Raw genomic sequence first — 24,939 nt, forward strand, 5'->3', positions numbered from 1 at the left:
CGAGGTGTCGTCAGCGAGTGACAGAGCTTGGCATGGTAGAGGCGCAGCGACTTTTTTTCAGGCGGCGGCTGCTCGGGCCGAGCGGTCTTCAGGACTTGCGCGTGACTGCGGCGTGCACCTGCCCCGAGGGCACATGACGCGCGGCGGATTGCACATGCCCAGCTTGGTCGTCGAAGAAAAAATCGGGCTGAAACTCGCGCAGGAACGGCCCCTTATCCAGCCCGCCGAGAAACATGGCTTCATCGATGGTGATGTTCCAGTGCATCAGGGTGCGGACGGCGCGCTCGTGCGCCGGAGCGCTGCGCGCGGTGACCAGCGCGGTGCGCAGGCGCATGGGGGTGGAGCCATCGGCGCTGGCCCTTTGCAGGCGGTGCAGGGCTTCGAGCAGAGGCTTGAATGGCCCCGGCGGCAGCGGCAGCGCGGCCTTGCGGGCTTCGTGCTGCTGGAAGGCGGGCAGACCTTCGGTCTGGAAAACACGCTCGGCTTCGTCTGAAAACAGCACCGCGTCACCGTCGAAGGCGATGCGCACTTCATCGGGATGCGCCTCGGACGCACGCGCCGACTCGGGGTAAACCTGCGCCGCCGGATACCCGGCGTGCAGCGCAGCGCGAACATCGTCTGGCTCGGCCGACAGAAACAGATGGGCCTGCAAAGCGTGTAGATATTGATAGGGCGCGCGGCCCCGCGTGAATACGCCGCGCTCGATGGGCGTGCCGTGGTGTTTGGCGGAATTGAACACCCGCAACCCGGACACCGGGTCGTTACGCGACAGCAGCACCACTTCCACCCGGTCGCGCTGGGCGTCGCTGGTGTTGAAGGCCAGCAGCTTGCGTACCAGTTGGAACGCCACGCCGGGCTGCGCCGGGCGCTCCAGCCGGTCGAGCTGCAGCCGCATGTAGGCGGCGTCGTCGGCCTGCTCGAACACGCGGTTCTCCTCCTCGAAATCGAACAGGGCGCGGGAGGAAATCGCCACCACCAGGCGGTCGTTCAAATCGGCAGGCATGACTTATTTCACCAGGTTGTTCATCTGGATGATGGGCATCATCACGGCCAGCACGATGAGCAGCACCATGCCGCCCATCACCAGAATGAGCAGCGGCTCCAGAATGGTGGTCAGGGTCATGGCGCGGCGCTGCACTTCCTGCGCATGCTGCACGGCGGCGCGGTCGAGCATCTGCGGCAGCGTGCCGGTCTGCTCGCCCAATCGGATGAAGGTGATGAGCACGGGCGGAAAGCGCTTGTGCAGCGCCAGCGACTGCGCCAGCGTTGCGCCCTCGCGCACCAGGGCGATGGCCTCTTCGGCGTCGGCCTTGAGCAGGCTGTTGCTCAGCGTGTCTGCAGCGGCCTGCAGCGCGCGCAGGATGGGCACGCCCGCCGCACCCAGAATGCCCAAGGTGCTGGCGAAACGCGCGGTGTTGATGCCGCGGATCAGCCGTCCGAACAGCGGGCTGCGCAGCATCATGGCGTCGAACGCCAGACGCGGTCCCGGCAGCTTCATGGCCTGCGCGAACACGACGGCGCCAACCGCGAGCACGATCAAAATCAGCCAGCCCCATGCCCGCATGAAATCGGACACGGCGATGAGGCCGAGGGTGAGCAGCGGCAACTTCTGGTGCGCGCCCTGAAACACGCCGACCACCTGCGGCACGACGTAGGTGAGCAGCAGCACCACCACGGTGACGGCCACCAGCACCACGATGGCCGGATAGGCAAAGGCCTGCACCAGCTTGCCGCGCAGCGCCTGCTGGTCTTCGAGGTAGTCGGACAGCCGCTCCATCACCAGACCCAGGTCGCCACTGTCTTCACCAGCACTCACCAGCGCGCGGTAGATGGGCTTGAATTCACGCGGATACTGAGCCAGCGCGTCGCCCAGGCTGTGTCCGGCGGAGACTTCGCTTTTGAGGTTGGAAAGCAGATTGCCGATTTCGGCTCGGTCAGCATCTTCGGCCAGGGCGGCAAGGGCTTTTTCCACCGGCAGGCCAGACACCAACAGGCCCGCGATCTGGCGGGTGAACAGGGTGCGTTCCTGGTTGTTGAACACCCGGCGCGCAAACCGGCGGCCGCTGGCCTGCGCCGCTTCTTCGTGAATGCCTTCGACCTGCAACGGAATGAGCCCGCGGCTGCGCAACAGGGTGCGGGCGCCGCGGGCACTGTCGGATTCGAGCACGCCGGACTGTTCGGCGCCTGCGGTGTCAAGGGCGGTGAAACGGTAGGCGGGCATGGTGGAGCAGAAATTCAATCACGCGTCACGCGCAGCAACTCGGCCAGGCTGGTGATGCTGGTGTCGATATAGCGTTGCCCGTCCTGGCGCATATTGCGCATCCCCGTGGCCTGGGCCAGGCGCCGCAACTCGGCCTCGGAGGCGCGGGCGTGAATGGCGGCGCGCAGACCGTCGTCCACTTCGAACAGCTCGAACACGCCGGTACGCCCGGTGTAGCCGGTGTGATTGCACGCGGGGCAACCCACGGGCACGAAACCCTGGCCATCAGGCGACGGCACTTTGCAGGCCGGGCAGAGCTGGCGCACCAGCCGCTGCGCCAACACGCCCAGCAGCGAAGAGGCAAGCAGAAAGGGCTCGACGCCCATGTCCGTTAGGCGGGTGACGGCCGAGACGGAGTCGTTGGTGTGCAGAGTGGCGAGCACCAGGTGGCCGGTGAGCGAGGCCTGAATGGCGATCTGCGCGGTTTCGAAATCGCGGATTTCGCCGATCATCACCACGTCGGGATCTTGCCGCAGGATGGCGCGCAGAGCGCGGGCAAAAGTGAGGTCGATGCGGGCGTTGACCTGCGTCTGGCCGATGCCAGGCAGGTCGTACTCGATCGGGTCTTCCACCGTCATGATGCTGGTGGTGCTGGCATCGAGCCGGCTCAGCGCCGAGTAAAGCGTGGTGGTCTTGCCGCTGCCGGTCGGGCCGGTGACCAGCAAAATGCCGTGCGGCGCGCGAATGAGGGCATCGAAGTGGTCGAGCATATCGGGCGCCATGCCCACGGCGCGCAGATTCAGCCGCGCCGCCGATTTGTCGAGCAAGCGCAGCACGGCGCGTTCGCCATGCGCGCAAGGCAGGGTGGACACGCGCACATCGAGGGTGCGGCCGCCGATGCGCAGGGCGATGCGGCCGTCCTGCGGCAGACGCTTTTCGGCGATGTCGAGCTGCGAAAGAATCTTGATGCGCGAAATCAGCGCGCCGTGCAGCGCCTTGTTGGGCCGCACCACTTCGCGCAGCGTGCCGTCCACGCGAAAGCGCACCACCGAAGCGGTTTCATAGGGCTCGATGTGAATGTCGGAAGCCCCTTCGCGCGCGGCCTGAGTGAACAGCACATTGAGCATGCGGATGATGGGCGCGTCGTCGGCGGCTTCGAGCAAGTCTTCCACCGCGGGAATGTCCTGCATCAGCCGGCCTAGATCGACGTCGCCCTCCACTTCGCTGATGACCGAGGCGGCGCTGCCATCGCGGGCGGCGTAGGCCGCGCCGATGCGCGCCTGCAGGTCTTCAGCGGTGGTGCGGTGCACCGCGCACAGCACATGCTGGCGCTGCACCTCGGCCAGCGCCGCGGGCCGCGTGGCCTCGCACATCCAGAGTTCGACGCCCTGGCCGTCGTCTTCGGCCAGCACCGCCTGGTCGCGGCAGAAGGTATAGGGCAAGGGATGACGCACGGACATGGCGAGCGGTCGTTCAGTGCTGCGGCGTGAGGATGACGCGCAGTTGCTTGCCCTGCACCTCGGTGACGTAGCGCGTGGTCTGAGTCAGGTTGAAAATCACCCGGGTCTTGCCCTGGTCATCAACCACGCTGGCAGACTGCAGCGGCCCCAGATCAAAGCTCTGGCTCTTGCTGCTGAGCTGCGAATGGGCGCCCTGAAAATCGAGCACCAGCCGAATCGGATCGCTCAAGGTGAATGCGGTGGGCGGGGCGGCCAGGGGCTGAGAAAAGCCGAGTTCCACCACGGTCGCGTCAGCCTTGCTCTTCGCCTGAAGGCTCTGCAGGGCATTGGCTGCACCGGGCGCAGCGGGTGGCATGGCGAGGGACGTGGGCGAGGTAGAGGTAGAGGGCGCCGCAGCAGCGCTGCTGGCTGCGCCCAGCGACATGGGGGGCGTGGGCGCTGCCCCCGTATCGCCTTGAAGGGACGGCAGCACCGGCCCCGGCATCTCGGGCATGCCGAACTGCGCGGGCAGTTGCGCCCTGTCCTGCATGCCGCGCATGGTGTCGTAGCGTTGCTGGCTCAGCGCGTTGCCCTGATCTTCGGTGCGCACCACGATAGGCCGCAGGAACACCATCAGATCGGTCTTCTGCGCCGTGCGCGAATTGGAGCGGAACAGCGCGCCCAGCCCGGGAATGTCGCCCAGACCCGGAATCTTGCTGTTGTTCTGGCTCACGTTGTCCTGCATCAGCCCCCCGAGCACGATGGTCTGGCCGTCGTTGACCAGCACGGCGGTCTGGATGGAGCGCTTGTTGGTGATGATGCCCGCCGCGTTGGTGGTGCTGGAAATGCTCGACACCTCCTGATAGACATCCATCTTGATCGCGCCGCCCGCGGTGATCTGCGGCCGCACTTTCAAGGTCAGGCCGACGTCTTTGCGCTCGATGGTCTGGAACGGCGTGACGGTGGCGCTCGATCCGGTTTGCGCATACTGGCCGGTGACGAAGGGCACGTTCTGGCCGACAACGATCTTGGCCTCTTCGTTGTCGAGGGTCATCAGGTTGGGCGCGGAAAGAATGTTGGCGCCGTCCTGCGTCTGCAGAAAGTTCGCCAGCAGACCCAGCGTGGCCATGCCCGCCACGTTGTGCAGAATGCCGATGTTCAGACCATTGGGGATGGCCAGCGAACCGCTGGCGAGCGCCGTTGCCGCCGAACTGCCGCCGCCGGAAATGGCCGCCTGCAGATTGATGATGTTCGAGCCGCCAGTGCCGTAATTGCTGCCGCCGATGATGGCATTCTGATTGCCCGCGCTGCCGGCGATGGCCTGCCACTGAATACCGAGTTGCGCCGCCTTGTTGGCGTCGACCTCGGCGATCAGCGCCTCGACATAAACTTGCGCCCGGCGCACGTCGAGCCGCTCGATCACCCGGCGCAATTGCATGTAAACCGGCTGCGGCGCGTTGATGATGAGGGCATTGAGCGAGTTGTCGGCATAAACCGTGCCGCCCTGCGGCAAGGTCACCGTCGAGTCGTTGCTGGTGGCGGCGAATTCCGGCGCCTGGCCCAGCCCCGGGCTGGTGGCGCCGGACGACCCATAAGAAGATGAGTTGCTGTTGTTGCTGCCGCCACTCATCGACTGCGATCCCCCCTGCGGCTTGGTCTGCGACTGCCCGCCCGCGGCGCTGCCCGTGCCTTGCGCGGCCAGCACCCCGCGCAGGGTGCGCGCCAGATCGGCCGCATTGGCATTGCGCAGATAGACCACATGGATGTTGTCCTGATCATTTTGCGGCCGGTCGAGGCGGCGGATCATCTGCTCGATCTCGGCGAGTTGCGCGCCATTGGTGGCCCGCACGATCAGCGAGTTGCTGGCCGACTCGGGCAGGATGACTGCGCGCATGGCCCCGCTGCCAGCGACGGCTGCCTGCACACCGGGGGTGCCCGGGCCGCTCGAGGTGACCGTCTGCATGTCGATGAGCTTTTGCAACGTGGGCGCCAGATCGCTGGCCACCGCGTAGGTCAGCGGCACGACGGTGACTTCGGTGCCGGTGGGCACGTCGAGCGCGGCGATGATGCGCGCGATGCGCTTGAGGTTGTCGGCATAGTCGGTCACGACCAGCGCATTGCCGGAGGGGCTGACGTTGATGGTGTTGTTGGGCGAGATCAGCGGCCGCAACACGGGCAGCAGGCTGCTGGCCGAGGCATTGCGCAACTGGAAGATCTGCGTGACCACCTGATCGCCACGACCGGGAATGTGAGAAGGCGCCAGCCCGACGCCCACCGGCCCGCTCTGCAGCTTGGCGTCGGCCTCGGGCACGACCTGAAACACGCCGTCATGCTCCACCACGGCAAAGCCGGCCAGGCGCAACTGCGTGAGCAGCGCCTGGAAGACTTTCTGCGGCGGCACCGGTTTTTCGAATTGAATAGTGACCTGGCCCTTCACCCGCGGATCGACGATGAAGTTGCGCCCGGTTGCCGCGGCCACCGCCTGCACCGCGCTGGCGATGTCGGCGTTGACCAGGTTGATGGTGAGATCCCCATTGGCGCTGCGTTTGGCTTGATCGGTCTTGCCCGCCATGCCCGAGGGCGCCTGCGCCATCACCGGTTGCAGCATGAGCAAAGGAACGAGCAGCAAGGCCACCGCGCGGCCGATCCTGCGGCTGATCCCGCTGCGGGCATGAGAGTTGGGGTTCAAGTCGGGATGCATCACGGCGTTCCTTGATTCTTGTCGTGTTCTGTGGCGGTCGGAGTGTCGTCGAATTCAGTCGAATTCAAATGGCGATTCGCACATGGTCACCCTCGCGACGTCCGAGGAGCGACAGCAAATTCGCCATCGCCGCTTCGTTGCCGGGCGCCGCCCGGCCGGTGCCGAGAAACTGCAGGGCCTGACCGTTCCAGACCCCTTTGCCCTGCAACAGCAGGGGCCCTTTGTCGCTGCGCAACTCGACTTGCGCATCGGCGCCCTGCCCGGTGATGCTCAGGGTATAGCTGCCGATGGGCGCCACCACACTCAGGCGGGATGCCACATCCGGCAGATCGATCTGCACCTGCCCCCCGATCCGCATCCGCCCGGCGACCGATTCTAGGAGCAGGCCACGCAAGGTGAATTGCGCCTGTCCCCGTAGCGCAACGGTATTCCAGGGAGTGCCCAGCCCGTCGAGCACCGATAGCGGCAGCATGCCCTGCCAGGGGGCATCCGGCGCGCCGCCCGCCGGGCGCAGCGCCACGGTGGTCTGCGACCAGCCGAGCTGGGTGCTGATCTGCAGCGGCTGCGGCGAGACCTTGGGCCAGTCGATCTGCGCCAGCAGTCGGCCGCGCCAGAGATTGCCCAGACCGATGCTCCAGTGCAAGGTGCCGGGCAGCACGGTGGCGCCGCGGCTGCCCGCCCCGCCTTCGAGCACCAGCAGCGCCGAGCCGTCGCGCCAGGTGCCTTGCGCCTGAGCGAGCAAGACGTGCTGACCGCTGGCCTTCCACACCGCCGCGCTCAGCCAGCTGGCCGGTGCCTGCCACAGCAGCGCCCACAGCACGCCGAGCAAAGCCGCCAGCCACAACCAGCGGCGGCTGAAGGCGCGTTGGCGTTTGACCGGTTTGCGGGATGATGAACGCCCGCGTGACAATGACTTGGACGAGCGTTTGCCGGAAGACGCCGCAGCGCGCGCCGGGTCGGTGGATTTGGGTGCGCTGGCCATTCATCCGCCACCCGATCCTTGCCGCGACAGATGCACCGTGCCGCTGAGCGCGCCGTCCTGGCCGCGCTTGAGATCGGCGCCGTCCACCTGTGCCGACCAGTCGCGTCGCGCCGTTTGCGCGAGTGCCGCCAGAGTGGCTGGTCGCAATGCCGAAAGATCCAGAGTCACCTCGCCTGGCAGCACCTGCGCCTGAACCTTGGCGCCCGGATCGACACGCTTGAACCAGGCCACGATGGCCGCCTGCAGATCGCCGCTGAATGCCGGGGCGGAAGGCGCACTGCGCAGAGCGGCGATCTGCTGACCGTCCTGCTGCAGGGTTTGCAACTGCTGCTGCAGGCTGACGATGCGCTGCGGCGCGGTTTGCAGGGTATGCCAAGCGGGTTTGATCGCCAGCAGCCACAGCAGCGCAACCAGCACCAGCACTGCGGCAGAGCCGATCAGCACGCGCTCGCGCGGCGACATGGCGGCCCAGCGCTGACGCCCGAGCGCCACCGTCTGAGGAAGGCCCCGGTACCAGAGCCCCGACAACGTCGCCATGCGGCCGCCTTGCGTCGCGCTCATTGCGCCGCTCCCGTCACACTCAGCACATCGCCCTGCGCCACGCAGGACAGGCCGGCCGGAGTGCACCTTGCTGCCGCCTGCGCGGCCGCGTCACCCGGCAGACTGAGCTGCAACTGGCCCGGGCTGAATTTCAGCACCGTGGGCACGATGCCCGGCGGCACCACCACGCTGGCGCGCCCCATGAGCACGTCGAGATCGCCGTCTCCGGGACGGCCGGTGCGCAGGCGCGCGTCGTTGAGCGCGCGCTGCACCTGCAGGCGCGCATCGAGAATGGCGGGCACACCGGGCAGCGCCTCGGCCGCCGTGGCGTCGAGCTTTTGTCGCAACTGACTTTCCTGCCGTGAAAGTTTGAACGCGGCGGCATTCATGCCCACCAACTGCACCACCGCCAGCAGCCCCAGCAGGGCACCGACACGTCGCCAGGCGGGTGTGGTGAGTTGCTCCATCACCCCGGCCCAACCTCGCGACAGCGCGTGTTTGGGCGCCAGGTCGAACTGCCGCAGATTCCACGGCGACTGCGCTGCCCGCGCCATCCAGCCGGCGTCGCTGAGCGTGGCCGGTGTGAGTCCGGGCGGCAGATCGAGCCAGCTGAGTTGGGGCTGCGCCTGATCTTGCACCCAGAGATGTTCGGGCGCGACGGGCAGTGGCAGCGCCTGCGGCGCGGCGGCGTCAGCCGCGAGAATGAGAGGCAACCAGGCCGCCTCGCCCTGTAGGTCGCGCCACAGCAGACGCGGGCCTTGCCCGGAAGTTTGCAGCAGCGCGTCGCCCGGTGCCAGCAAGGCGGCTTCGGGAACGATTTTCTCCGGCTCCTGCCCGGCCTGAGCGAGATCGGCAATCGCCTGCTGCAGCGCGGCCTTTTGCACCGCACAGGCCAGCGTGACGCTACCGTCTTCGGCGAGCGGCCCGACACTCAAATGCAGTTGCCCCGCGTCCTGCAGCAGACGGTCTTCGAGCGCCCCGTTGAGTGCGGCCTGCAGCCGGGAAGGCGCCATGGCGGGCAGCGTCGCCGCCATGACCGAGGCGTCGAGCGCATCGACCACGGCTACCACCCGGGCGCCACGCGGCAGCAGCGCAACTTGCTCCCGGCCGGCCGATTGCAGTTTGCCGTTGGCGCTCAGCAGCACGTACTCCAGCTCCGGCAGCGGGTGCGCGGTAGCCAGAGGCGGCAGGCGGAGAACCAGGGTTTGCATGATGGCGGCGATTGTAGAGAGGCTTTGTTGCAGTAAAGGTACAGGAAATACGCGATGTTGGAATGCATTCTTCAATCGCGTTTTGCGAGAGAAATCAGTTTGCTCCCTGTTCGACCTCAGGGGCAGCCGCCAACCAGGGGGGCACGCGCTGGATGCGCACCACTTGCGAAAACACCCCGGCCCGCTGAATCAGCGCGCGTTCGGCGTATTCCAGCTTGTCGATGCGCACACGGGCAATGGCGTCGAAGTAGCCGGTGGCCACGCTCACCAGTTGCGGATTGACGGTTGCGCCTTGCGGCAGCAGGGTTGAAATATCGCCCAGATTGCGAAAATACGCGCGCTTGCGCGCCTCGACCAAGGCCTGCGCCGTATCGGCACTCACCCCGAGCACGGCAGCGAGCACCTCCGGGCTGGCGGTGTTGGCGTTGACCGGCGTGGCCTGCGGCAGCAGGGTGACGGCGGAGGCGAGCTTGGGCAGGGCCTGCGCCACGGTGGGGCCCAGCCGCGCCAAATCCTGCAATTGCTGCAGCGGCAGTGGCGAATTTGCAACATTTGTCAGCGCCGCAGCGCCGATGGGGTTGCTCGCCGCCACGCCATTGGCGATGGTGGCCGCCACATTGGACGGCAGTTGCAACGCGGCGCACAGGCGCTGGAAGGCCAGCAGCGCCTGCGGATCGATCGTCCCGGCCGGAGCCAGATCGCGCAGATTGAAACGGCTTTGCGCATCGACGATGCGCCCTTCGAGCCAGGCGTCGGGCAGACCCGCGCTGTCTTGCCCGCGCGCGGCGAGAAAGGTCGACAGCCGCGCCTCGGCCAGCGGCACCGACCAGGGCTCGCCGAGGTAATCGGCCGTCGAGGTCATGGCGTCTTCGCGCAGAATCAGCCGCGCCCAGTCGATCGAGCCGCGCAAAATCCAGCGCGCCTGCGTCTGTTCGCGCGCGGTCTGCTCGCGGGCGATGGCGCTCCACTGACTCCAGAACATGCCCGAGACCATCACCGCAGCCAGCGCGGCAATCAGCATGGCGGTGATCAGCGCCGCGCCGCTTTGATGCCCGGCTTGATACTGGGTTGCGCGCCTCACTGGACCACCCTCCTCGCTAGGCTCGACTCCCCAAGGGAGTTGAGCGCTCCTTCGGAGCGGCCGTGCGGAGCGCTCATTCGCGGTCATCCAGCAAAAAGTCGCGCTGCAAATCGCCCGTCAGCGGCTTGTCGGCGAACTGCAGTTGCAGGCGCACGGCCGCCGGGGTCGTCGCGTTGGCGGCCAGCGTGTTGGCTGCGGCCGCCGCGGCGCTGGCCGATGCGGCCGGCGTGTTGCTGCTGGCGTTAGCCGCATTGGCCGCCGTACCGGCATTGACCCAGGCGCCCGATTGCTGCAGCAGCCCGATACCGGCGTAGCGATAGAACTGGATCTGCATGCTCACCACGCCAGGCAGAATGGTCAGCAAAGGCGCGGTGGAGTTTTGCAAGGCCGCCTGCAAGACGGCGCGGCTATCGGTGGGCGCGCTGGCACTGCGCTTGAGCGCGCCGTCCTGCACCGTCCAGCGCACCACCTGCAGTTCGCCCGCATTCGGCGGCAGGCCGACGCCCGCGCCGACATCGGCGCGCACATCGCCGCCCAAGGGTTGCGCGGGACGGCGCACGATGAACAGCCCGCCGCCGAGCACGCTCACCGCAGGCAGTCCGGGCCCTTGCGACACCGCATGGCGCAGGTCGTCGCCCAGCTGCTGCATGCCGTCGGCCAGACGCGAACTGGTGGTGAACGCGCGGTTGGCGTCGTCGCGGCTGCGCGCCACCGCGTCGAGCCCGCGCCAGCCCAGCACCGCCACCACCGCGAGAATGGTGACCGCGACCAGCAGCTCGATCAGGGTGAAACCCCGCTGTGCCGAAACAAGCGCCCGGTTCACTTACAGATTCCCGATGATGGTGACCACCTGCCACGCGCTCCAGCCGCTGGCATCGAGCACGTTGACCTGCACGCGGCGGAAGTTGGGGTTGGGCGTGGGCATCACATCCACCGCCACGGTGAACGGCACATTCGCCTGCGTGCAGGCGCTGGTGCTCTGTCCCACTGCGAGAAAGGTCTTGCTCAGGCGTTGATCGACCAGAAAATTCTGCGCGCACTGCTCGGCCAGAACGGTCATGCGATAGCGCTGCGCATTGTCGGCCACGCCGCCTGCGGCACGCATGGCCGCCAGCAGCGCAATGGCCACCACCGCCAAAGCCACCAACACTTCGAGCAGGGTGAATCCGCGGGAACTTGCCCCCACGCTTGCCGCTGACGCGGCGGCGCTGCCCCCCGAGGGGGCTGGCCCAGCCTTGGGGCGGCCCGGTGGCTGGGCCGACCTATTCAATGGGGGCGCTGGAACGCGAAGGGGTCCGCACATCATGATCGGCTTCGACTTACGACAAAAGGCGCAAAGCCGTCGGTTTCGATGCTGTCGCGCTCTGCGCCATCAGACAGCACGAGGCGGATCGGGCCGCCCACCGGCTCGGAGCCGAACAGCAACCAACTCGGCGGCGTGCCCAGACTGCGCACCCCACCCTCGCTCAGACTCACCGACACCGTACCTGGCGAGTAGGCTGCCTCGCGCGGCTCGCCGCCTAGCGCGGCGCGCCAATCCTGCGGGGGAATTTCGCGGCCGCCGCCCACCCAGGGCCAGAGCCGCGGACGCAGCAGATCGGAGTCCACCGGCTCCCAGCCCTGCGGCCCGATCTGCACGAAGGCATAGCCCCTCGGCCCGCTGGCCCAGGCCAGGGGCACGCCGGTTTCGGCGGCGTGTTGACGTGCGGCGTCGAACAAAGCCGACAGCCGCTGCGCTTCACGCTGCATCTGCGCATTTTCGGAAGGCGGCAAGGCAAAAGCCGCCATCGCCGTGACCATGCCCACGATGATCAGCGCCACCAGCATTTCGAGTAGGGTGAACCCCCACGCTCGCCGCTGGCGCGGCGGCCTTGCCCTCAGGACGCAGCCGGGCTTATTGCCAGCTGCCAATGTCGGCATTTGCCCCTTCTCCGCCGGGTTTGCCGTCTGCGCCGTAGCTGAACACATCCACCGGACCTTTCACGCCCGGGTTGAGATATTGATAGGGGTTGCCCCACGGATCGGTCGGCAGCTTTTCGAGATAGGGCTTCCAGTTGTTGGGAATCGGCGGCGTGGTGGGCTTGACCACCAACGCCTGCAAGCCCTGCTGCTGGGTGGGGTAAATGCCGTTGTCCAGTTTGTACAACTTGAGCGCCTGCATGATGGTGGCGATATCCGTCTTGGCGGCCGTTTGCCGCGCCTCGTCGGTGCGGCCCATGATGTTGGGCACGATGAGCGCCGCCAGCACGCCCATGATGACCAGCACCACCATGAGCTCGATCAGCGTGAAACCGCGCGCTTTGCGACGGGCCGCGGGCACGCGCAGCACCTCGGATGAAACCCCCTTCAAACCATCATTCATCGACTTCCACCTTTTGAAAAGCGCCGGGCGCGCCCTCGGTTTTTCCGCCTTGCTGATGACTCGTTGCAACAAGACGGCGCGAAGACACGTTCTGCGCGGATAATAAGTGTCTCATGTTGCGCACCTCACCCTCATTCCCTGCGCCCAGTGGCGTTTCTACCCGCGGCAGCCGCCGGGCCGCGGCGCTGCTGAGCGTCGTTCTCGCCTTCGCCTGCGCAGCGCTGGCAGTGACCTGGGTGCTGCGACTGGTCGCCTCGCCGCAAACGGTTCCCGCTGATGCCCAACTCATCGGCGCGCTGTCGCCCGAGCAGGCCGCGCAGCAGGCCGCGCGCCTGTTTGGCGCCACACCGGTGGGCGCGGCCAGCGCCCCCGCCGCACCCAGCCGCTTTCGGCTGTACGGGGTGATTGCCGGGGGCGATACCGGCTCGGCGCTGATTGGCATCGACGGCCAACCGCCCCGCGCCGTCGGCGTGGGAGACGCCATCGCACCGGGCGTGATTTTGCGCGCCACCGGCTACAAAATGGTCTGGCTGGAACGTGACGGCGTGCGTGAGGAGCTCAAAATGGATCCGCAGGGCGCTCAGGTCGGAGCCATCGGCTTCCCCAGCGTCGCACCCCGTCTGCCGCAATTCACCCCGCCCGCGCTGGCGCCGCCCGGCATCGCACCGGCCAGCATCGCGCCGCCTACGGTGGATAACGAGAGATAAGGCCGAAGCTGCGTGGCCGCTGCCGCCCCGACAGGCGGGGCGTTTTTATAATGCCGTCATTGTTCTGCGCCTGTTTGCCCCCATTTAAGACGGGAATTCTGGACTTGAAACGCCGATTTTCCTGGCGCCCCTATTTTGACGAGGTTTCCACCATGCCGATCTACGCTTACAAATGTGATGCCTGCGGCCACACCCTGGACGCGCTGCAAAAAATGTCCGATGCCCCGCTGACCGTCTGTCCGCATTGCGGCAAGCCTGCGCTGCACAAACAGGTCACCGCGGCGGGTTTCCAGCTCAAGGGCTCGGGCTGGTATGCCACAGACTTCAAGGGCGGTGGCGCGGCGGCAACATCGACAGCGGCTGCAGCGTCTTCCTCCGACAGTGCCGCGCCCCCGGCCTGCGGCGCCTCGTGTGCCTGCCATTAAATTCATTCTCTCCAGGGCTGCGATCCACCCGCCCTGCCCCTTTCCTCAACCCCAAGCCTTCCGCGCCCCGGAAGGCTGTTTCATTCCATGAGCCTGAAAAGTATTTTCATCGCCGGCATGCTGGTCTGGCTGCCGCTGACCATCACCATCTGGGTGCTGTGGCAGTTGCTGGCCGTGTTCGACGGCATTTTCCGGGCCATGGTCAGCGCGCTGAGCACGGTGGCGCCCGGCCTGGCCCCGGCGCTGGACAAACTGGTGAACATTCCTGGCGTGGGCGTGGTCTTGGTGCTGGCAGCCATTTTCCTCACCGGTCTGGCCGTGGCCAATATGGTGGGGCAGTGGTGGCTGGCCCGCTGGGACGGGCTGATGGCGCGCATTCCACTAGTCAAGACCATTTACAGCAGCGTCAAACAGGTGTCGGACACGCTGTTTTCCAGCAGCGGCAACGCCTTCCGCAAGGCGCTGCTGGTGCAGTATCCGCATCAGGGCTCGTGGACCATCGCCTTCATGACCGGTACGCCGGGCGGCGAGGTTGCGGGGCATCTGCAGGGCGATCATGTCAGTGTGTACGTTCCCACCACACCCAATCCGACCTCCGGCTTTTTTCTGATGTTTCCGCGCAGCGAGGTGATCGAGCTGCAGATGAGCGTGGACACTGCGCTCAAATACATCATTTCCATGGGTGTGGTCGTGCCGGGCGGGCCGAACAATCCGCAAGTGCATTGAGCGCCCGAGCTCCCATCCTTTCCCTTCCTGCCCCCTGCGCTGAAGTCGCGGGACCGTTTTCCGAAAGTACCTCTCCAACATGAGTCTGCGTAGCCAATATTGCGGTCAGGTGACCGAAGCCCAACTGGGGCAAACTGTTTCACTGTGCGGCTGGGTGCATCGCCGTCGCGACCACGGCGGGGTGATTTTCATCGACCTGCGCGACCGCGAGGGCCTGGTGCAGGTGGTGTGCGACCCCGACCGCGCCGCCATGTTTGCCACCGCCGAAGGCCTGCGCAACGAGTTCTGCGTGCAGGTGCAGGGGCTGGTGCGGCCGCGACCTGCTGGCACCGAGAACGAGGGCATGACCTCTGGCAAGATCGAGGTACTGTGCCACGACATCACCGTGCTCAACGCCTCGGTCACCCCGCCGTTCCAACTCGACGACGACAACCTGTCGGAGACCACGCGGCTGACCCATCGCGTGCTCGACCTGCGCCGTCCGCAGATGCAGCACAACCTCAAGCTGCGCTATCGCGTTGCGATGGCGGTGCGCCGCTTCCTCGACGGCCAGGGCTTCATCGACATCGAAACCCCCATGCTCACCAAGAGCACGCCCGAAGGCGCGCGTGACTATCTGGTGCCCAGCCGCGTGCACGACGGCGAGTTCTTCGCCCTGCCGCAGTCGCCGCAACTGTTCAAGCAGATGCTCATGGTCGCGGGCTTCGACCGCTATTACCAGATCACCAAGTGCTTCCGCGACGAAGACCTGCGCGCCGACCGTCAGCCCGAGTTCACCCAGATCGACTGCGAGACCTCCTTCCTGAACGAGCAGGAAATCCGCGATCTGTTCGAAACCATGATCCGCGGCGTGTTCAAAGACGTGCTCGACATCGAGCTCGCCAACCCCTACCCGGTCATGACCTATTCGGAGGCCATGGCCCGCTTCGGCTCCGACAAGCCCGATCTGCGCGTCAAGATGGAGTTCACCGAACTCACCGATGTGATGGCCGACGTGGACTTCAAGGTGTTCTCCGGTCCGGCCACCACCCCCGGCGGCCGCGTGGTCGCGCTGCGCGTGCCCGGCGGCGGGGAGATGAGCCGCAGCGAGATCGACGCCTACACCGAGTTCGTCAAGATCTACGGCGCCAAAGGCCTGGCCTGGATCAAGGTCAACGATGTGAGCAAGGGCCGCGATGGTCTGCAGTCGCCCATCGTCAAGAACCTGCACGACGCGGCGATTGCCGCCGTCCTGCAGCGCAGCGGCGCACAAAACGGCGACCTGCTGTTCTTCGGCGCCGACAAATCCAAGATCGTGGCCGACGCCATCGGCGCCCTGCGGGTCAAGATCGGCCACAGCGAATTCGGCAAGAGCCACGGCCTGTTCGAGAACGTCTGGAAGCCGCTCTGGGTGGTCGATTTCCCCATGTTCGAGTTCGACGAGGACAACCAGCGCTGGGCCGCCGTGCACCACCCCTTCACCGCGCCGAAAGACGGCCATGAAGAACTGATGGACACGGCCCCCGAGAAGTGCATCGCCAAGGCCTACGACATGGTGCTCAACGGCTGGGAAATCGGCGGCGGCTCGGTGCGCATCCACCGCGCCGAAGTGCAGAGCAAGGTGTTCTCCGCGCTCAAGATCGGCCCCGACGAGGCCCGCGCCAAGTTCGGCTTCCTGCTCGACGCGCTGCAATACGGCGCCCCGCCGCACGGCGGCATCGCCTTCGGCCTGGACCGCATCGTCACCATGATGACCGGCGCCCAGAGCATCCGCGACGTCATCGCCTTCCCCAAAACCCAGCGCGCCCAGTGCCTGCTGACCAACGCGCCCAGCCCGGTTAAGGCTGCATGAGCAAGCTCTTTTCCCGCTCTGAAGCGCTTGGCTCGCGGGTCATGTTCGCCGCCATGCAGGCGCTGCAGCAAGCTGATGGAAAGCTGCGTAGCCGGGACGTGGCCGCCCGAGTTGCTCAACAGCTTGAGTTTGACGACTGGGCGCAAGAGATTATCGAGAGCAACGGCCTGCCGCGTTGGCGCATGTATCTCCATTTCTTTTCGGTGGATTCGGTCAAGGCGGGATTCCTCTTGAAAGAAAAAGGCGTCTGGCAGATCACAGAACCTGGGGCCGCTGCCTTGCGCGGTGGTGCCGAGGCTTATTTCCGCGCGGCGCAAACAGGCTATCGAGCATGGCGCAAAGAGCAAGTGCCCGCTAGCGCTGAATCGGCAGTGGATTTTGTCGAAACAGAGCCCACGCTTCCGCCCGAAGAACGCTTTAAGCTCATCTCAAACGAAACCAATGCAGCGTTGAGCGCCGAGTTGCTGGAACGATTGAAAAGTTGCGATCCCGGCTTCTTCGAGGGCGTCGTGATTAAGCTGTTATTGAAGATGGGTTACGGCGGCAGCCATGCCGAAGCGGGTCAGGCGGTCGGACGCTCGGGCGATGGTGGCATCGATGGCGTGATCGCCGAAGACCGGCTGGGCCTTGATTCCATCTACGTTCAGGCCAAACGCTGGCAGGGCTCAGTGGGTGAGCCGCCACTGCGCGACTTTCTGGGCGCCCTGGTCAGCCGTGGCGCCAACAAGGGCGTGTTCATCACCACAGGGCTGTTCACCGACAACGCGCAGCAGTTCGCCCGCCGCAGCCCGCAGCACAAAGTCGTGCTGATCGATGGCCCACGGCTGGCCGAGCTGATGATCGAACATGATCTCGGCGTCTCGGTGGCGGCGACCTATCAACTCAAACGTATCGACTCCGACTTTTTCGCGGAAGATTGACCCATGCCCCGAATAGACGATCCTACCCATGACCACGAGGCCGGCGCGCTGGATGGCACGCTCGACACCACTCGCATCGACGATACCCGCATCAAGGCGGTGCGGGCTTTGATCTCGCCTGCGGTGCTGCTGGAAGAACTGCCGGTCACGCCCCAGATCGAGGCCGTGGTCGAGCAAGGCCGCGCCGCAGTCGCGAATGTGCTGCACGGGCGCGATGACCGGCTGGTGGTTGTGGTCGGGCCATGCTCCATAGTGTATTTCGAGAAGCCGCGCACCACCGTGGGCTGGAAGGGTTATATCAACGACCCGCGGCTGGATGGCAGCTTCCGCATCAACGAGGGTCTACAGCGCGCGCGCCAGTTGCTGCTGGAGATCAATTCGCTGGGTTTACCGGCGGGCACCGAGTTTCTCGATCTGCTGTCGCCGCAGTATTTCAGCGACCTGATCGCCTGGGGCGCCATCGGCGCGCGCACCACCGAAAGCCAGAGCCACCGCCAGCTCGCCTCGGGGCTGAGTTGTCCCGTGGGCTTCAAGAACGGCACCGACGGCGGGGTGCAGGTGGCGGCCGATGCCATGGTGTCGGCCGCCAGCGGCCATGCCTTCATGGGCATGACCAAGATGGGCGTGGCGGCGATTTTCGAAACCCGCGGCAATGCGGATTGCCACGTCATCCTGCGCGGCGGCAAGGCGCCGAACTTCGACGCCGCATCAGTCAACGCCGCCTGCGCCGCGCTGGCCAAAGCCGGGCAGCGCGAACAGGTGATGATCGACTGCTCGCACGCCAATTCGGCCAAGCAGCCGCGCAAGCAGATGGAGGTGGCCGCCAGCATCGCGCAGCGCATCGCCGCAGGCGAGCGGCGCATCCTAGGCGTGATGGTGGAAAGCCATCTGCGCGAAGGACGGCAGGATCTCAAGCCGGGTCAGCCGCTGACGCCGGGCATATCCATCACCGACGCCTGCCTGGGCTGGGACGACACCGTGCCGTTGTTGCGCGCTCTGGCCGATGCGGTGCGCAAGCGGCGCGAACTCTGAGATTCACTGGCTTTTTGCGTCGGGAAAGAACAGCGGCTCACCGCCGATTTTGTAGCTGGCGATCGCCTGCTGGCCTGCCGGGCCGGTGATCCAGTCGATGAAGGCGCGGCCCTGCGCCGCCTTGACTTGCGGATGCTTGGCCGGATTGACCAGCATCACGCCGTAAGGATTGAACAGTGCCTTTTCGCCTTGCAACACGATGGTCAGGTCACCGCGGTTCTTGAACGCCAGCCAGGTGCCGCGGTCGCTCAGGGTGTAGGCGTTCAGCGCCGCTGCGGTGTTGAGCGCCTGCCCCATTCCCGCGCCGATTTCGCGGTACCACTTGCCCCGGCCCTCGGCCACCGGGTCGATTCCGGCCTGCTTCCACGCGCGCAGCTCCGCGGCATGCGTGCCGCTCTTGTCCCCGCGCGAAATGAACAGGGCTTGGCTCGAAGCGATCCGGCGCAAGGCCTCCGACAAGGTCTTGACTTGCATGACCCCGGCCGGATCGGACTTGGGCCCGACGAGCACGAAATCGTTGTACATCACGTCACGCCGGTCCACGCCCCAGCCTTCGGCGACGAAGCGGTCTTCCGCGGCGCGATCGTGCACGAACACCACGTCGGCATCGCCGCGCCGGCCGATGTCCAGCGCCTGTCCCGTCCCCACCGCCACCACCTTCACCGCGATGCCTGTGTCGCGGGTGAATAGCGGCAGGATGTGGCCGAACAGGCCCGATTGCTCGGTGGAGGTCGTCGAGGCGACGACGATGCTGGGCGGCGTCTGCGCCCCGGCGGCGAGCGACGCGAGTCCGAGCGCCGCAGCGGCGATCAGACGGATGAATGGCAAACGAAATCGCGTGAACATGCGGAGTCTCCTGGGGGAATGGCGCCGAGGCGCTGTGGGTTGAGTGATTGAGGTGCGCAAAAAGTCTGCAACTGGCCGTGATCCAGCCGCAGCACGCGCTGCGCCAGCGCGATTTCATCTGGGCGGTGGGTGCTGAGCACCACGGTGATGCCTTGCGCGGCGAGTTCCTGCACGTCTTGCAGGATGGCTGCGCTGGCTTGCGGATCGAGGTGGCTGCACGGCTCGTCGAGCAGCAGCAGCGCGGGTTGCATCATCCAGGCGCGTGCCAGCGCCAGCCGCTGACGCTGGCCGGAAGACAGGCTGGCGGCGCTTTGCCGCCCCCGGCTCTGCAGCCCGGCGCGGATCAGCGCGGCCTCGATCAAACCGGGGTCTGATCCGCGCCCGGTCAAGGCCAGGCGCAGGTTGTCCGTCACCGTGCCGCGCAGCATGGGCGTGTGCGCAAACACCATGGCCTGCCCCGGATAGGCCATGCCCTCCAACGGCGGCTCCTGACCGGCAAAGAGCAAGCGACCGCAGGTGGGCCGCTCCAGGCCGTGGATGAGGCGCAACAGGCTGGTCTTGCCCGATCCATTGGGCCCGACGACCGCGGTGATGCCGCCGCGCGCGATCTGCAGATCCAGACCCCGCAGCACCCAGTTCGCCCCGCGGCGCAAACCCACGCCCTGCAGGCTGATGGGAAACAGCGCCGAGCTAGCCACGCCAGCGCCGCAAGAGCCGTTCATGCGCCCTCCCCATAGCGCGCCGCCGCATACTGCCGCAACAGGGCCGCAGCCGCATTGACCCCCAGCACCAGCGTCATCAGCACCGCGCCCAGCGCCAGCGCCAACGGCAGGTCGCCCTTGCTGGTTTCCAGCGCGATGGCCGTGGTCATGGTGCGGGTGTAGCCCTCGATATTGCCGCCTGCAATCATCACCGCGCCCACCTCGGACACGGCGCGACCAAACCCGGCCAGGGCGGCCACCACTAAGGCATGTCGACAGTCCCACAGCAGCCAACGCACGCGCTGCAGCGCCCCCAGGCGCAAGGAACGCAGCGTGTCGCCGTGCAGCCGCCAGGATTCGGCAACGATCTGCCGCGTGACGGCGGCGATCAGCGGCGTGGTGAGTATGGTCTGCGCCAGCACCATGGCCGGCACGGAAAACAACAGCCCCAGTTCACCCAGCGGCCCGCTGCGCGACAACAGCAGATACACCAGCAGACCGACGATGACCGAAGGCAGCCCGAGCAGGCTGTTGAGCAGCGCCACCACCACGCCGCGCCCGGTAAACGCATGCACCGCCAGCCACGCACCCAGCGGCAAGCCCAGCAGCAGACCGAGCAGCACGCTGGCGCCGCTGACGCGCAGCGACACGCCGACGATGTGCCAAGTGGCCGCATCGCCCGCGGCCAGCAAGTGCCAGACCTGGGAGAACATGGGTGGAAGGAATGAGCGAAAGAGCGATGTACATTTGGATACTATCGCAACGCGCCGTTTCTTTCATCGCGCTGTCCGCCGTGTTGGCGACCGCATACGGCTTTAGCGCCGCGCGGCGGCAAAGGCACGCCAGAACGCCTCGTCCTGCGTCTGGGTGAAGTTGATGCGCATGCGGGTGGAAGGCTGCTGCTGCGGGTCGAACAGGTGGCCGGGCGCGAGCAGATAACCGGCGTCGAGCAGGCGCTGTGACAGCGTGGCCGTGTCCACGCCGGTGTCCACCCAACCCAGCAGGCCGCGTGGCGGGGTGACGAAGCGACAGCCCGCTTTCTCGGCCAGCCGCACCGCGCGTGCACGCGCCGCGTCCAGCCGGTCGCGTACCTGTTGCGTGGTGCGCCGCAACTGTCCCTGTCCCAGCACATGGGCGAGCACCCGCTCGGTGAGGGTGGGGGTGGTGAGCACGGCGAGCAACTTTTGATCGATCAGACGGTCGATGACGGCGGGCGCCGCCGCGACAAAGCCCACACGCCAGCCGGGCGCAAGGATTTTGGAGAACCCGCTGAGATAAATGGTGTGCTCCAGTTGATCGAGCACGCTCATGCGCGGACTGCTGGGCTCGGCCAAGGCGGCATAGACATCGTCTTCGACCACCTGAAAGCCGTGACGCTGCGCGAGCTGCAGCACGCGGTGCGCGCTGGCCGCGCTGAGGCTCTGTCCCGTGGGGTTGTGCAACACGCTCACGCAGATAAACAGACGCGGCGCATGGGCGCGGGCCAACTGATCGAGGAGGTCGAGATCGGGGCCGTCGGCCCCGCGCGGAACGGGCAGCAGCTTGAGCCCGTGGTGCGCCATCTGCGCGAACTGCATCGCCCAGCCGGGGCTCTCGACCAGTACCGCGTCGCCGGGGCGGGTGAGGGCGCGCAACACGAGATCAAGCGCCTGCGATGCGCCATTGGTGGTCAGAATCTGCTGCGGCGGCACTTGCAGAGACAAGCCGGCCAATTGCCGCGACAAGGCTTCGCGCAAGGCCAGATCGCCCAGCGGATCCCCATAGTGCAGCGACGCCTGCCCCAGTTCGTTCGCGCGGGCGATGCGCCGCAAGGCCGCGCCCAGCGCCGCACTCTCCAGCCACGGCGCGGGCAACACGCCGGAACCGGGCGCGCCGCGCAGCGCCACCGCAGCGCCCGCCCCCATTTGATGAAACATGCCGCGCACCAGCGCGGTGGCGTGCGTCGGCGCCAACATGGGCGCAGCGGCATCGGCCTGCGTGGCGCGAGGCCGCGCCAGCACGAGCGTGTCACCGGGCGCCCGCACGAAATACCCACGCTGCGCGCGCGCCTCCACCAGCCCGAGGGCCTGCAGCCGGTCATACGCCGCGACCACGGTTTGCGTGCTCAGCCCGTACCGCCGGGCGCATTCGCGCACCGACGGCAAGCGACTGCCCGGGGGCAGCAAGCGGTTGCGGATGCGTGCGGAAAACTGGGCGCTGAGCTGCTCCGCCAAGGTCGTCGCCGCATGGCGCTGCAGCGTCCCCGCCTCGGGACCCAAGTTCACTGTATTGGCGATCTCATCCATACAGAGGCTGTTTTGTACTCATTAAGTGTATTGGTGGTGTATCGCATTGAACCCTAAGCTGCGTTCCATGTCCACACCACCCACACCCGCCGTTCGAAAGCAGCCACCGATCTCCGCGCAGGGCGAAGCGCTGGCTCTGGGCCTACTGGGCGTGGGTCTGTTTGCGCTCTCGCTGCCGATGACGCGTCTGGCCGTCGGCTCGACGCAGGCGCCGCAACTCTCGCCCGAGTTCGTGGCGCTCGGTCGCGCGGCCGTGGCGGGTGTTCTCGCAGCCGTCTGGCTGGTGTGGCAGCGTGCGCCCTTGCCCGGCCGCCGCGACTGGGCTCTGCTGGCCGCGATGGCTGGCGGCGTGGTGTTCGGTTTTCCGCTGCTGACTTCCATCGCCCTGCGCGAAGTCGATGCGGTGCATGCCTCGCTCATTCTGGCGCTGCTACCTTTGTTTACCGCAGCGCTTGGCGCGCTGCTGGCGGGCCAGCGGCCGTCTGCCGGGTTCTGGCTCTGCGCCTTTCTGGGCGCGGCCCTGGTGATGGCCTACACCCTGCTGCACGGCACCGGACGCTTCGCCTTGAATCTGCACTGGGCCGATGGCCTGCTGGTGGGTGCCATGCTGTCGGCTGCGGTGGGCTATGCCCTGGGCGGCCACCTCACGCGGTCTCGCCCTGCCGGGCAGGTCATCGGCTGGGCGCTGGGGCTCAGCCTTCCCATCACCGTGCCTGCGGCGTGGTGGCTGCGGCCCGCAGCCCCGGTGCAGCTCTCGGCCTGGGGCGGCTTCGCCTATGTCGCCGTGGTGTCGATGTGGCTGGGATTCCTGGCCTGGTACCGGGCTCTTGCGCTGGGTGGCACCGTGCGCATCTCGCAGTTGCAACTGCTGCAGCCTTTCTTGTCGATGCTGGCTGCGGCAGCCTTGCTGCATGAAGTGCTCGATGCCACCACCCTGTTGTTCGCCGGTGCGGTGCTGGCCGTCGTTTTTGTCGCGCGGCGCATGCCAGTGCATGATGCGTCGCGTCCTGTTCCTCGTCCTATCCCTGACTCCCGGAGTTGACGCATGACCTTCACCCTGTCGCAGCGCAGCGCGCACTACACCCCCTCGCCTATCCGCGAGCTGCTCAATCTCACCGAACAGCCCGGCATGATCTCGCTGGCTGGCGGTCTGCCCGCCCCGGAGAGCTTTCCGGTGCAGGCCCTGCGCGCGGCCTGTGTGGACGTCCTCGACACGCAGGCCCAGGGGGCGCTGCAGTATGGCCCGAGCGAAGGCATTGCCCCTTTGCGCGAATGGGTGGCCGCGCACTTGCGCGCACAGGGCATGGCGGCCCAGGCCGACGAAGTGCTCATCACCAGCGGTTCGCAGCAGGGCCTCGATCTGGTGGGACGTGTGCTCATCGACCCCGGCAGCACCGTGCTGGTGGAACGCCCGACCTACCTCGGCGCGCTGCAAGCCTTCGCGCCCTACGGCCCACGCTTTGCCGATCTCGACGAAGACGCCGAGGGCGCGCTGCCGACGCTGGACGACCCGGCGCATCGTGACGCGCGCATGGTCTATCTGCAGCCCAACTTCCGCAACCCCACCGGACAGACCATGACGGCTGCGCGGCGCACACAATGGGCGCAGGCCTTGCGGGGCCGCCCGATCGCCTTGGTAGAAGACAACCCCTACGGCGATCTGTGGTTCGACGGCCCGCCGCCCGCGCCAGTGGCAGCACAACTTCCCGGCCAGAGCATTTTGCTGGGAACCTTCTCCAAAGTGCTGTCTCCCGGGCTGCGTCTGGGTTATGTGCATGGGCCGCACGAGGTGATTGCCAAGATGGCCCTGGCGCGCCAGGCCGCCGATCTGCAGACCTCCAGTCTGACGCAGCGCCTGGTACTCAAGGTGCTCGAAGGCGGGCTGCTGGATGTGCAACTGCCGCACATCCGCGCCCTGTACCGCGCGCAGCGCGACGCCATGCTCGCCGCCCTGTCCCGCCACATGCCCGGCAGCGTGCATTGGGAAACGCCGCAAGGCGGCATGTTCATCTGGCTGTCTCTGCCGCCAGGCGCCGACGCCACCGCGCTGCTGCCGCTGGCGCTGCAACGCAAAGTGGCCTATGTGCCCGGCACGGCGTTCTACGCCGCGGGCACCGTGCCGCGCAATACGCTGCGACTGTCTTACGCCACCGCCACGCCCGCGCAGATCGACACCGCCATTGCCCGCCTGGGTGAAGTCTTCTCCACGACACACCCGCCAGAACCCTGCCATGCCCCATCCGTTCTTGCGGCTTGATGTCTTCGCCTCCGGGCAGGTCTGGGTCGGTAGCGCGGTTCAGCCACTCTTCACGGGCACGCTCACGCGCTGAAAAAACAAACCCGCCAGCGGCGGGTTTGTGCGGGACTGGACAACCCCAGAAAACGCTCAGAGTTCTTCGCGGAACGCGTCGTGGCAAGCCTTGCAGGTCTTGGCGGTTTCGCCGAACACCACCTTGATCTCGTCGAGCTTGCCGGTCTTGGCGGCGGCCACCAGCTTGGGCGTCATTTCCTGCAGCTTGTTGGCATCGGCCTTGAACTTGTCCATCTCTTTCCAGATTTCAGGCTTGGCGTGCGAATCAGGCAAGTCGGTGCCGGGGCCGAAAGCCTGCCACGGCAGATGCGACATGAAGGCCACGACTTCGGCGTTTTGCAGCGCGGCCTTGGCATCGAACGGCGCCTTGCCCTGCACCATGGCGCCGATGCGGCCAAAACTCGCCGCCATCACGGTGAAGGCGGACTGACGGTACTTCACCGCGTCTTGCGGTTTGGCGAACTGCGCCTGCGCCGGCACACTGGCCAACAGACCACAGGCAAGCACGGCGGCGAACAGCTTTTTGGGATGCAACGAGGCTGGGTTCATGAAACAGACTCCTGGCTGAGTAAAACGGATGGGCGGAAAAACGCAGGGCCAATTGGCGAAGCGAGTGTAAGCAAAAGTGACCCTCGCTGC

The 24,939-nt window shown here is 66.5% G+C and carries 25 protein-coding genes; 8 read left to right on the forward strand and 17 right to left on the reverse strand.

What is annotated here, in order from left to right:
- Positions 1–88 precede the first annotated feature (88 nt).
- The 12 genes from B7X30_RS02735 to gspG form a co-directional block, all read right to left on the reverse strand.
- Positions 89–1,003: a 5'-nucleotidase gene (locus B7X30_RS02735; RefSeq protein WP_286728862.1), complete on the reverse strand. Its 915-nt coding sequence runs from the start codon at positions 1,001–1,003 to the stop codon at positions 89–91.
- Positions 1,004–1,006: 3 nt separating this feature from the next.
- Entirely contained in the window at positions 1,007–2,221 is a 1,215-nt protein-coding gene (gspF, locus tag B7X30_RS02740; RefSeq protein WP_286728863.1) for a type II secretion system inner membrane protein GspF, read from the reverse strand.
- 14 nt (positions 2,222–2,235) lie between these two features.
- Positions 2,236–3,660, reverse strand: a complete 1,425-nt coding sequence (gene gspE / locus B7X30_RS02745; protein WP_013107166.1) for a type II secretion system ATPase GspE — start codon at positions 3,658–3,660, stop codon at positions 2,236–2,238.
- 13 nt (positions 3,661–3,673) lie between these two features.
- Complete coding sequence (gene gspD, locus B7X30_RS02750) at positions 3,674–6,340, reverse strand: type II secretion system secretin GspD (RefSeq protein ID WP_286728864.1); 2,667 nt, start codon at positions 6,338–6,340, stop codon at positions 3,674–3,676.
- 64 nt (positions 6,341–6,404) lie between these two features.
- Complete coding sequence (gspN, locus tag B7X30_RS02755; RefSeq protein WP_286728865.1) at positions 6,405–7,322, reverse strand: type II secretion system protein N; 918 nt, start codon at positions 7,320–7,322, stop codon at positions 6,405–6,407.
- Positions 7,323–7,883: a type II secretion system protein M gene (locus tag B7X30_RS02760; protein WP_286728866.1), complete on the reverse strand. Its 561-nt coding sequence runs from the start codon at positions 7,881–7,883 to the stop codon at positions 7,323–7,325.
- Positions 7,880–9,073 (reverse strand): type II secretion system protein GspL, encoded by a 1,194-nt coding sequence (gspL, locus tag B7X30_RS02765; protein WP_286728867.1) that lies wholly within the window; start codon positions 9,071–9,073, stop codon positions 7,880–7,882. The genes B7X30_RS02760 and gspL overlap by 4 nt, the downstream gene beginning before the upstream one ends.
- Positions 9,074–9,167: 94 nt before the next feature.
- Complete coding sequence (gspK, locus tag B7X30_RS02770; RefSeq protein ID WP_286728868.1) at positions 9,168–10,154, reverse strand: type II secretion system minor pseudopilin GspK; 987 nt, start codon at positions 10,152–10,154, stop codon at positions 9,168–9,170.
- 73 nt (positions 10,155–10,227) lie between these two features.
- Entirely contained in the window at positions 10,228–10,977 is a 750-nt protein-coding gene (locus tag B7X30_RS02775; protein ID WP_286728869.1) for a PulJ/GspJ family protein, read from the reverse strand.
- Positions 10,978–11,340, reverse strand: coding sequence for a type II secretion system minor pseudopilin GspI (gspI, locus tag B7X30_RS02780; RefSeq protein WP_321164557.1), 363 nt, complete (start codon positions 11,338–11,340; stop codon positions 10,978–10,980).
- A 116-nt stretch (positions 11,341–11,456) separates the two neighbouring features.
- Positions 11,457–12,074 (reverse strand): pilus assembly FimT family protein, encoded by a 618-nt coding sequence (locus B7X30_RS02785; protein ID WP_286728870.1) that lies wholly within the window; start codon positions 12,072–12,074, stop codon positions 11,457–11,459.
- Positions 12,049–12,516, reverse strand: a complete 468-nt coding sequence (gspG, locus tag B7X30_RS02790) for a type II secretion system major pseudopilin GspG (RefSeq protein WP_286728871.1) — start codon at positions 12,514–12,516, stop codon at positions 12,049–12,051. The genes B7X30_RS02785 and gspG overlap by 26 nt, the downstream gene beginning before the upstream one ends.
- 113 nt (positions 12,517–12,629) lie before the next feature.
- Here gspG and B7X30_RS02795 point away from each other — a divergent pair, with 113 nt between their 5' ends.
- The 6 genes from B7X30_RS02795 to B7X30_RS02820 all read left to right on the forward strand — a co-directional run bounded on the left by B7X30_RS02795 (position 12,630) and on the right by B7X30_RS02820 (position 18,157).
- The gene (locus B7X30_RS02795; RefSeq protein ID WP_286728872.1) at positions 12,630–13,223 is read left to right on the forward strand and encodes a type II secretion system protein N; all 594 of its coding nucleotides are present in this window, start codon (positions 12,630–12,632) and stop codon (positions 13,221–13,223) included.
- A gap of 152 nt (positions 13,224–13,375) precedes the next feature.
- The gene (locus B7X30_RS02800) at positions 13,376–13,648 is read left to right on the forward strand and encodes an FmdB family zinc ribbon protein (protein WP_013107177.1); all 273 of its coding nucleotides are present in this window, start codon (positions 13,376–13,378) and stop codon (positions 13,646–13,648) included.
- An 87-nt stretch (positions 13,649–13,735) separates the two neighbouring features.
- On the forward strand, positions 13,736–14,374 hold the full coding sequence (locus tag B7X30_RS02805) for a DUF502 domain-containing protein (protein ID WP_013107178.1): 639 nt from the start codon (positions 13,736–13,738) through the stop codon (positions 14,372–14,374).
- A gap of 79 nt (positions 14,375–14,453) precedes the next feature.
- The gene (aspS, locus tag B7X30_RS02810) at positions 14,454–16,205 is read left to right on the forward strand and encodes an aspartate--tRNA ligase (protein ID WP_286728874.1); all 1,752 of its coding nucleotides are present in this window, start codon (positions 14,454–14,456) and stop codon (positions 16,203–16,205) included.
- Positions 16,202–17,125 carry a restriction endonuclease gene (locus B7X30_RS02815; RefSeq protein ID WP_013107180.1) on the forward strand — a complete coding sequence of 308 codons (924 nt, stop codon included), beginning with the start codon at positions 16,202–16,204 and terminating at the stop codon, positions 17,123–17,125. The genes aspS and B7X30_RS02815 overlap by 4 nt, the downstream gene beginning before the upstream one ends.
- Before the next feature lie 3 nt (positions 17,126–17,128).
- Positions 17,129–18,157, forward strand: a complete 1,029-nt coding sequence (locus B7X30_RS02820; RefSeq protein WP_286728876.1) for a 3-deoxy-7-phosphoheptulonate synthase — start codon at positions 17,129–17,131, stop codon at positions 18,155–18,157.
- A 3-nt stretch (positions 18,158–18,160) separates the two neighbouring features.
- Here B7X30_RS02820 and B7X30_RS02825 read toward each other — a convergent pair whose 3' ends face one another.
- The 4 genes from B7X30_RS02825 to B7X30_RS02840 all read right to left on the reverse strand — a co-directional run bounded on the left by B7X30_RS02825 (position 18,161) and on the right by B7X30_RS02840 (position 21,989).
- Positions 18,161–19,003: an ABC transporter substrate-binding protein gene (locus B7X30_RS02825; protein WP_286728878.1), complete on the reverse strand. Its 843-nt coding sequence runs from the start codon at positions 19,001–19,003 to the stop codon at positions 18,161–18,163.
- The gene (locus B7X30_RS02830; RefSeq protein ID WP_286728880.1) at positions 18,967–19,725 is read right to left on the reverse strand and encodes an ATP-binding cassette domain-containing protein; all 759 of its coding nucleotides are present in this window, start codon (positions 19,723–19,725) and stop codon (positions 18,967–18,969) included. Before B7X30_RS02830 ends, B7X30_RS02825 begins: the two co-directional genes overlap by 37 nt.
- Positions 19,722–20,417, reverse strand: coding sequence for an ABC transporter permease (locus tag B7X30_RS02835; protein WP_013107184.1), 696 nt, complete (start codon positions 20,415–20,417; stop codon positions 19,722–19,724). Before B7X30_RS02835 ends, B7X30_RS02830 begins: the two co-directional genes overlap by 4 nt.
- Before the next feature lie 102 nt (positions 20,418–20,519).
- Positions 20,520–21,989 (reverse strand): aminotransferase-like domain-containing protein, encoded by a 1,470-nt coding sequence (locus tag B7X30_RS02840; RefSeq protein ID WP_286728882.1) that lies wholly within the window; start codon positions 21,987–21,989, stop codon positions 20,520–20,522.
- A 67-nt stretch (positions 21,990–22,056) separates the two neighbouring features.
- Between B7X30_RS02840 and B7X30_RS02845 the strand changes: the two genes are divergently transcribed.
- Both B7X30_RS02845 and B7X30_RS02850 read left to right on the forward strand, forming a co-directional pair.
- On the forward strand, positions 22,057–23,031 hold the full coding sequence (locus B7X30_RS02845) for a DMT family transporter (protein ID WP_286728884.1): 975 nt from the start codon (positions 22,057–22,059) through the stop codon (positions 23,029–23,031).
- 3 nt (positions 23,032–23,034) lie between these two features.
- The gene (locus B7X30_RS02850; RefSeq protein WP_286728885.1) at positions 23,035–24,246 is read left to right on the forward strand and encodes an aminotransferase-like domain-containing protein; all 1,212 of its coding nucleotides are present in this window, start codon (positions 23,035–23,037) and stop codon (positions 24,244–24,246) included.
- Between the two features lie 129 nt (positions 24,247–24,375).
- Here the strand turns inward: B7X30_RS02850 and B7X30_RS02855 are convergent, their stop codons facing one another.
- Positions 24,376–24,849, reverse strand: coding sequence for a c-type cytochrome (locus B7X30_RS02855; protein ID WP_286728887.1), 474 nt, complete (start codon positions 24,847–24,849; stop codon positions 24,376–24,378).
- Positions 24,850–24,939 lie beyond the last annotated feature (90 nt).

The organism is Thiomonas sp. 13-64-67, assembly GCF_002282795.1.
Lineage (GTDB): Bacteria > Pseudomonadota > Gammaproteobacteria > Burkholderiales > Burkholderiaceae_C > Thiomonas > Thiomonas arsenitoxydans.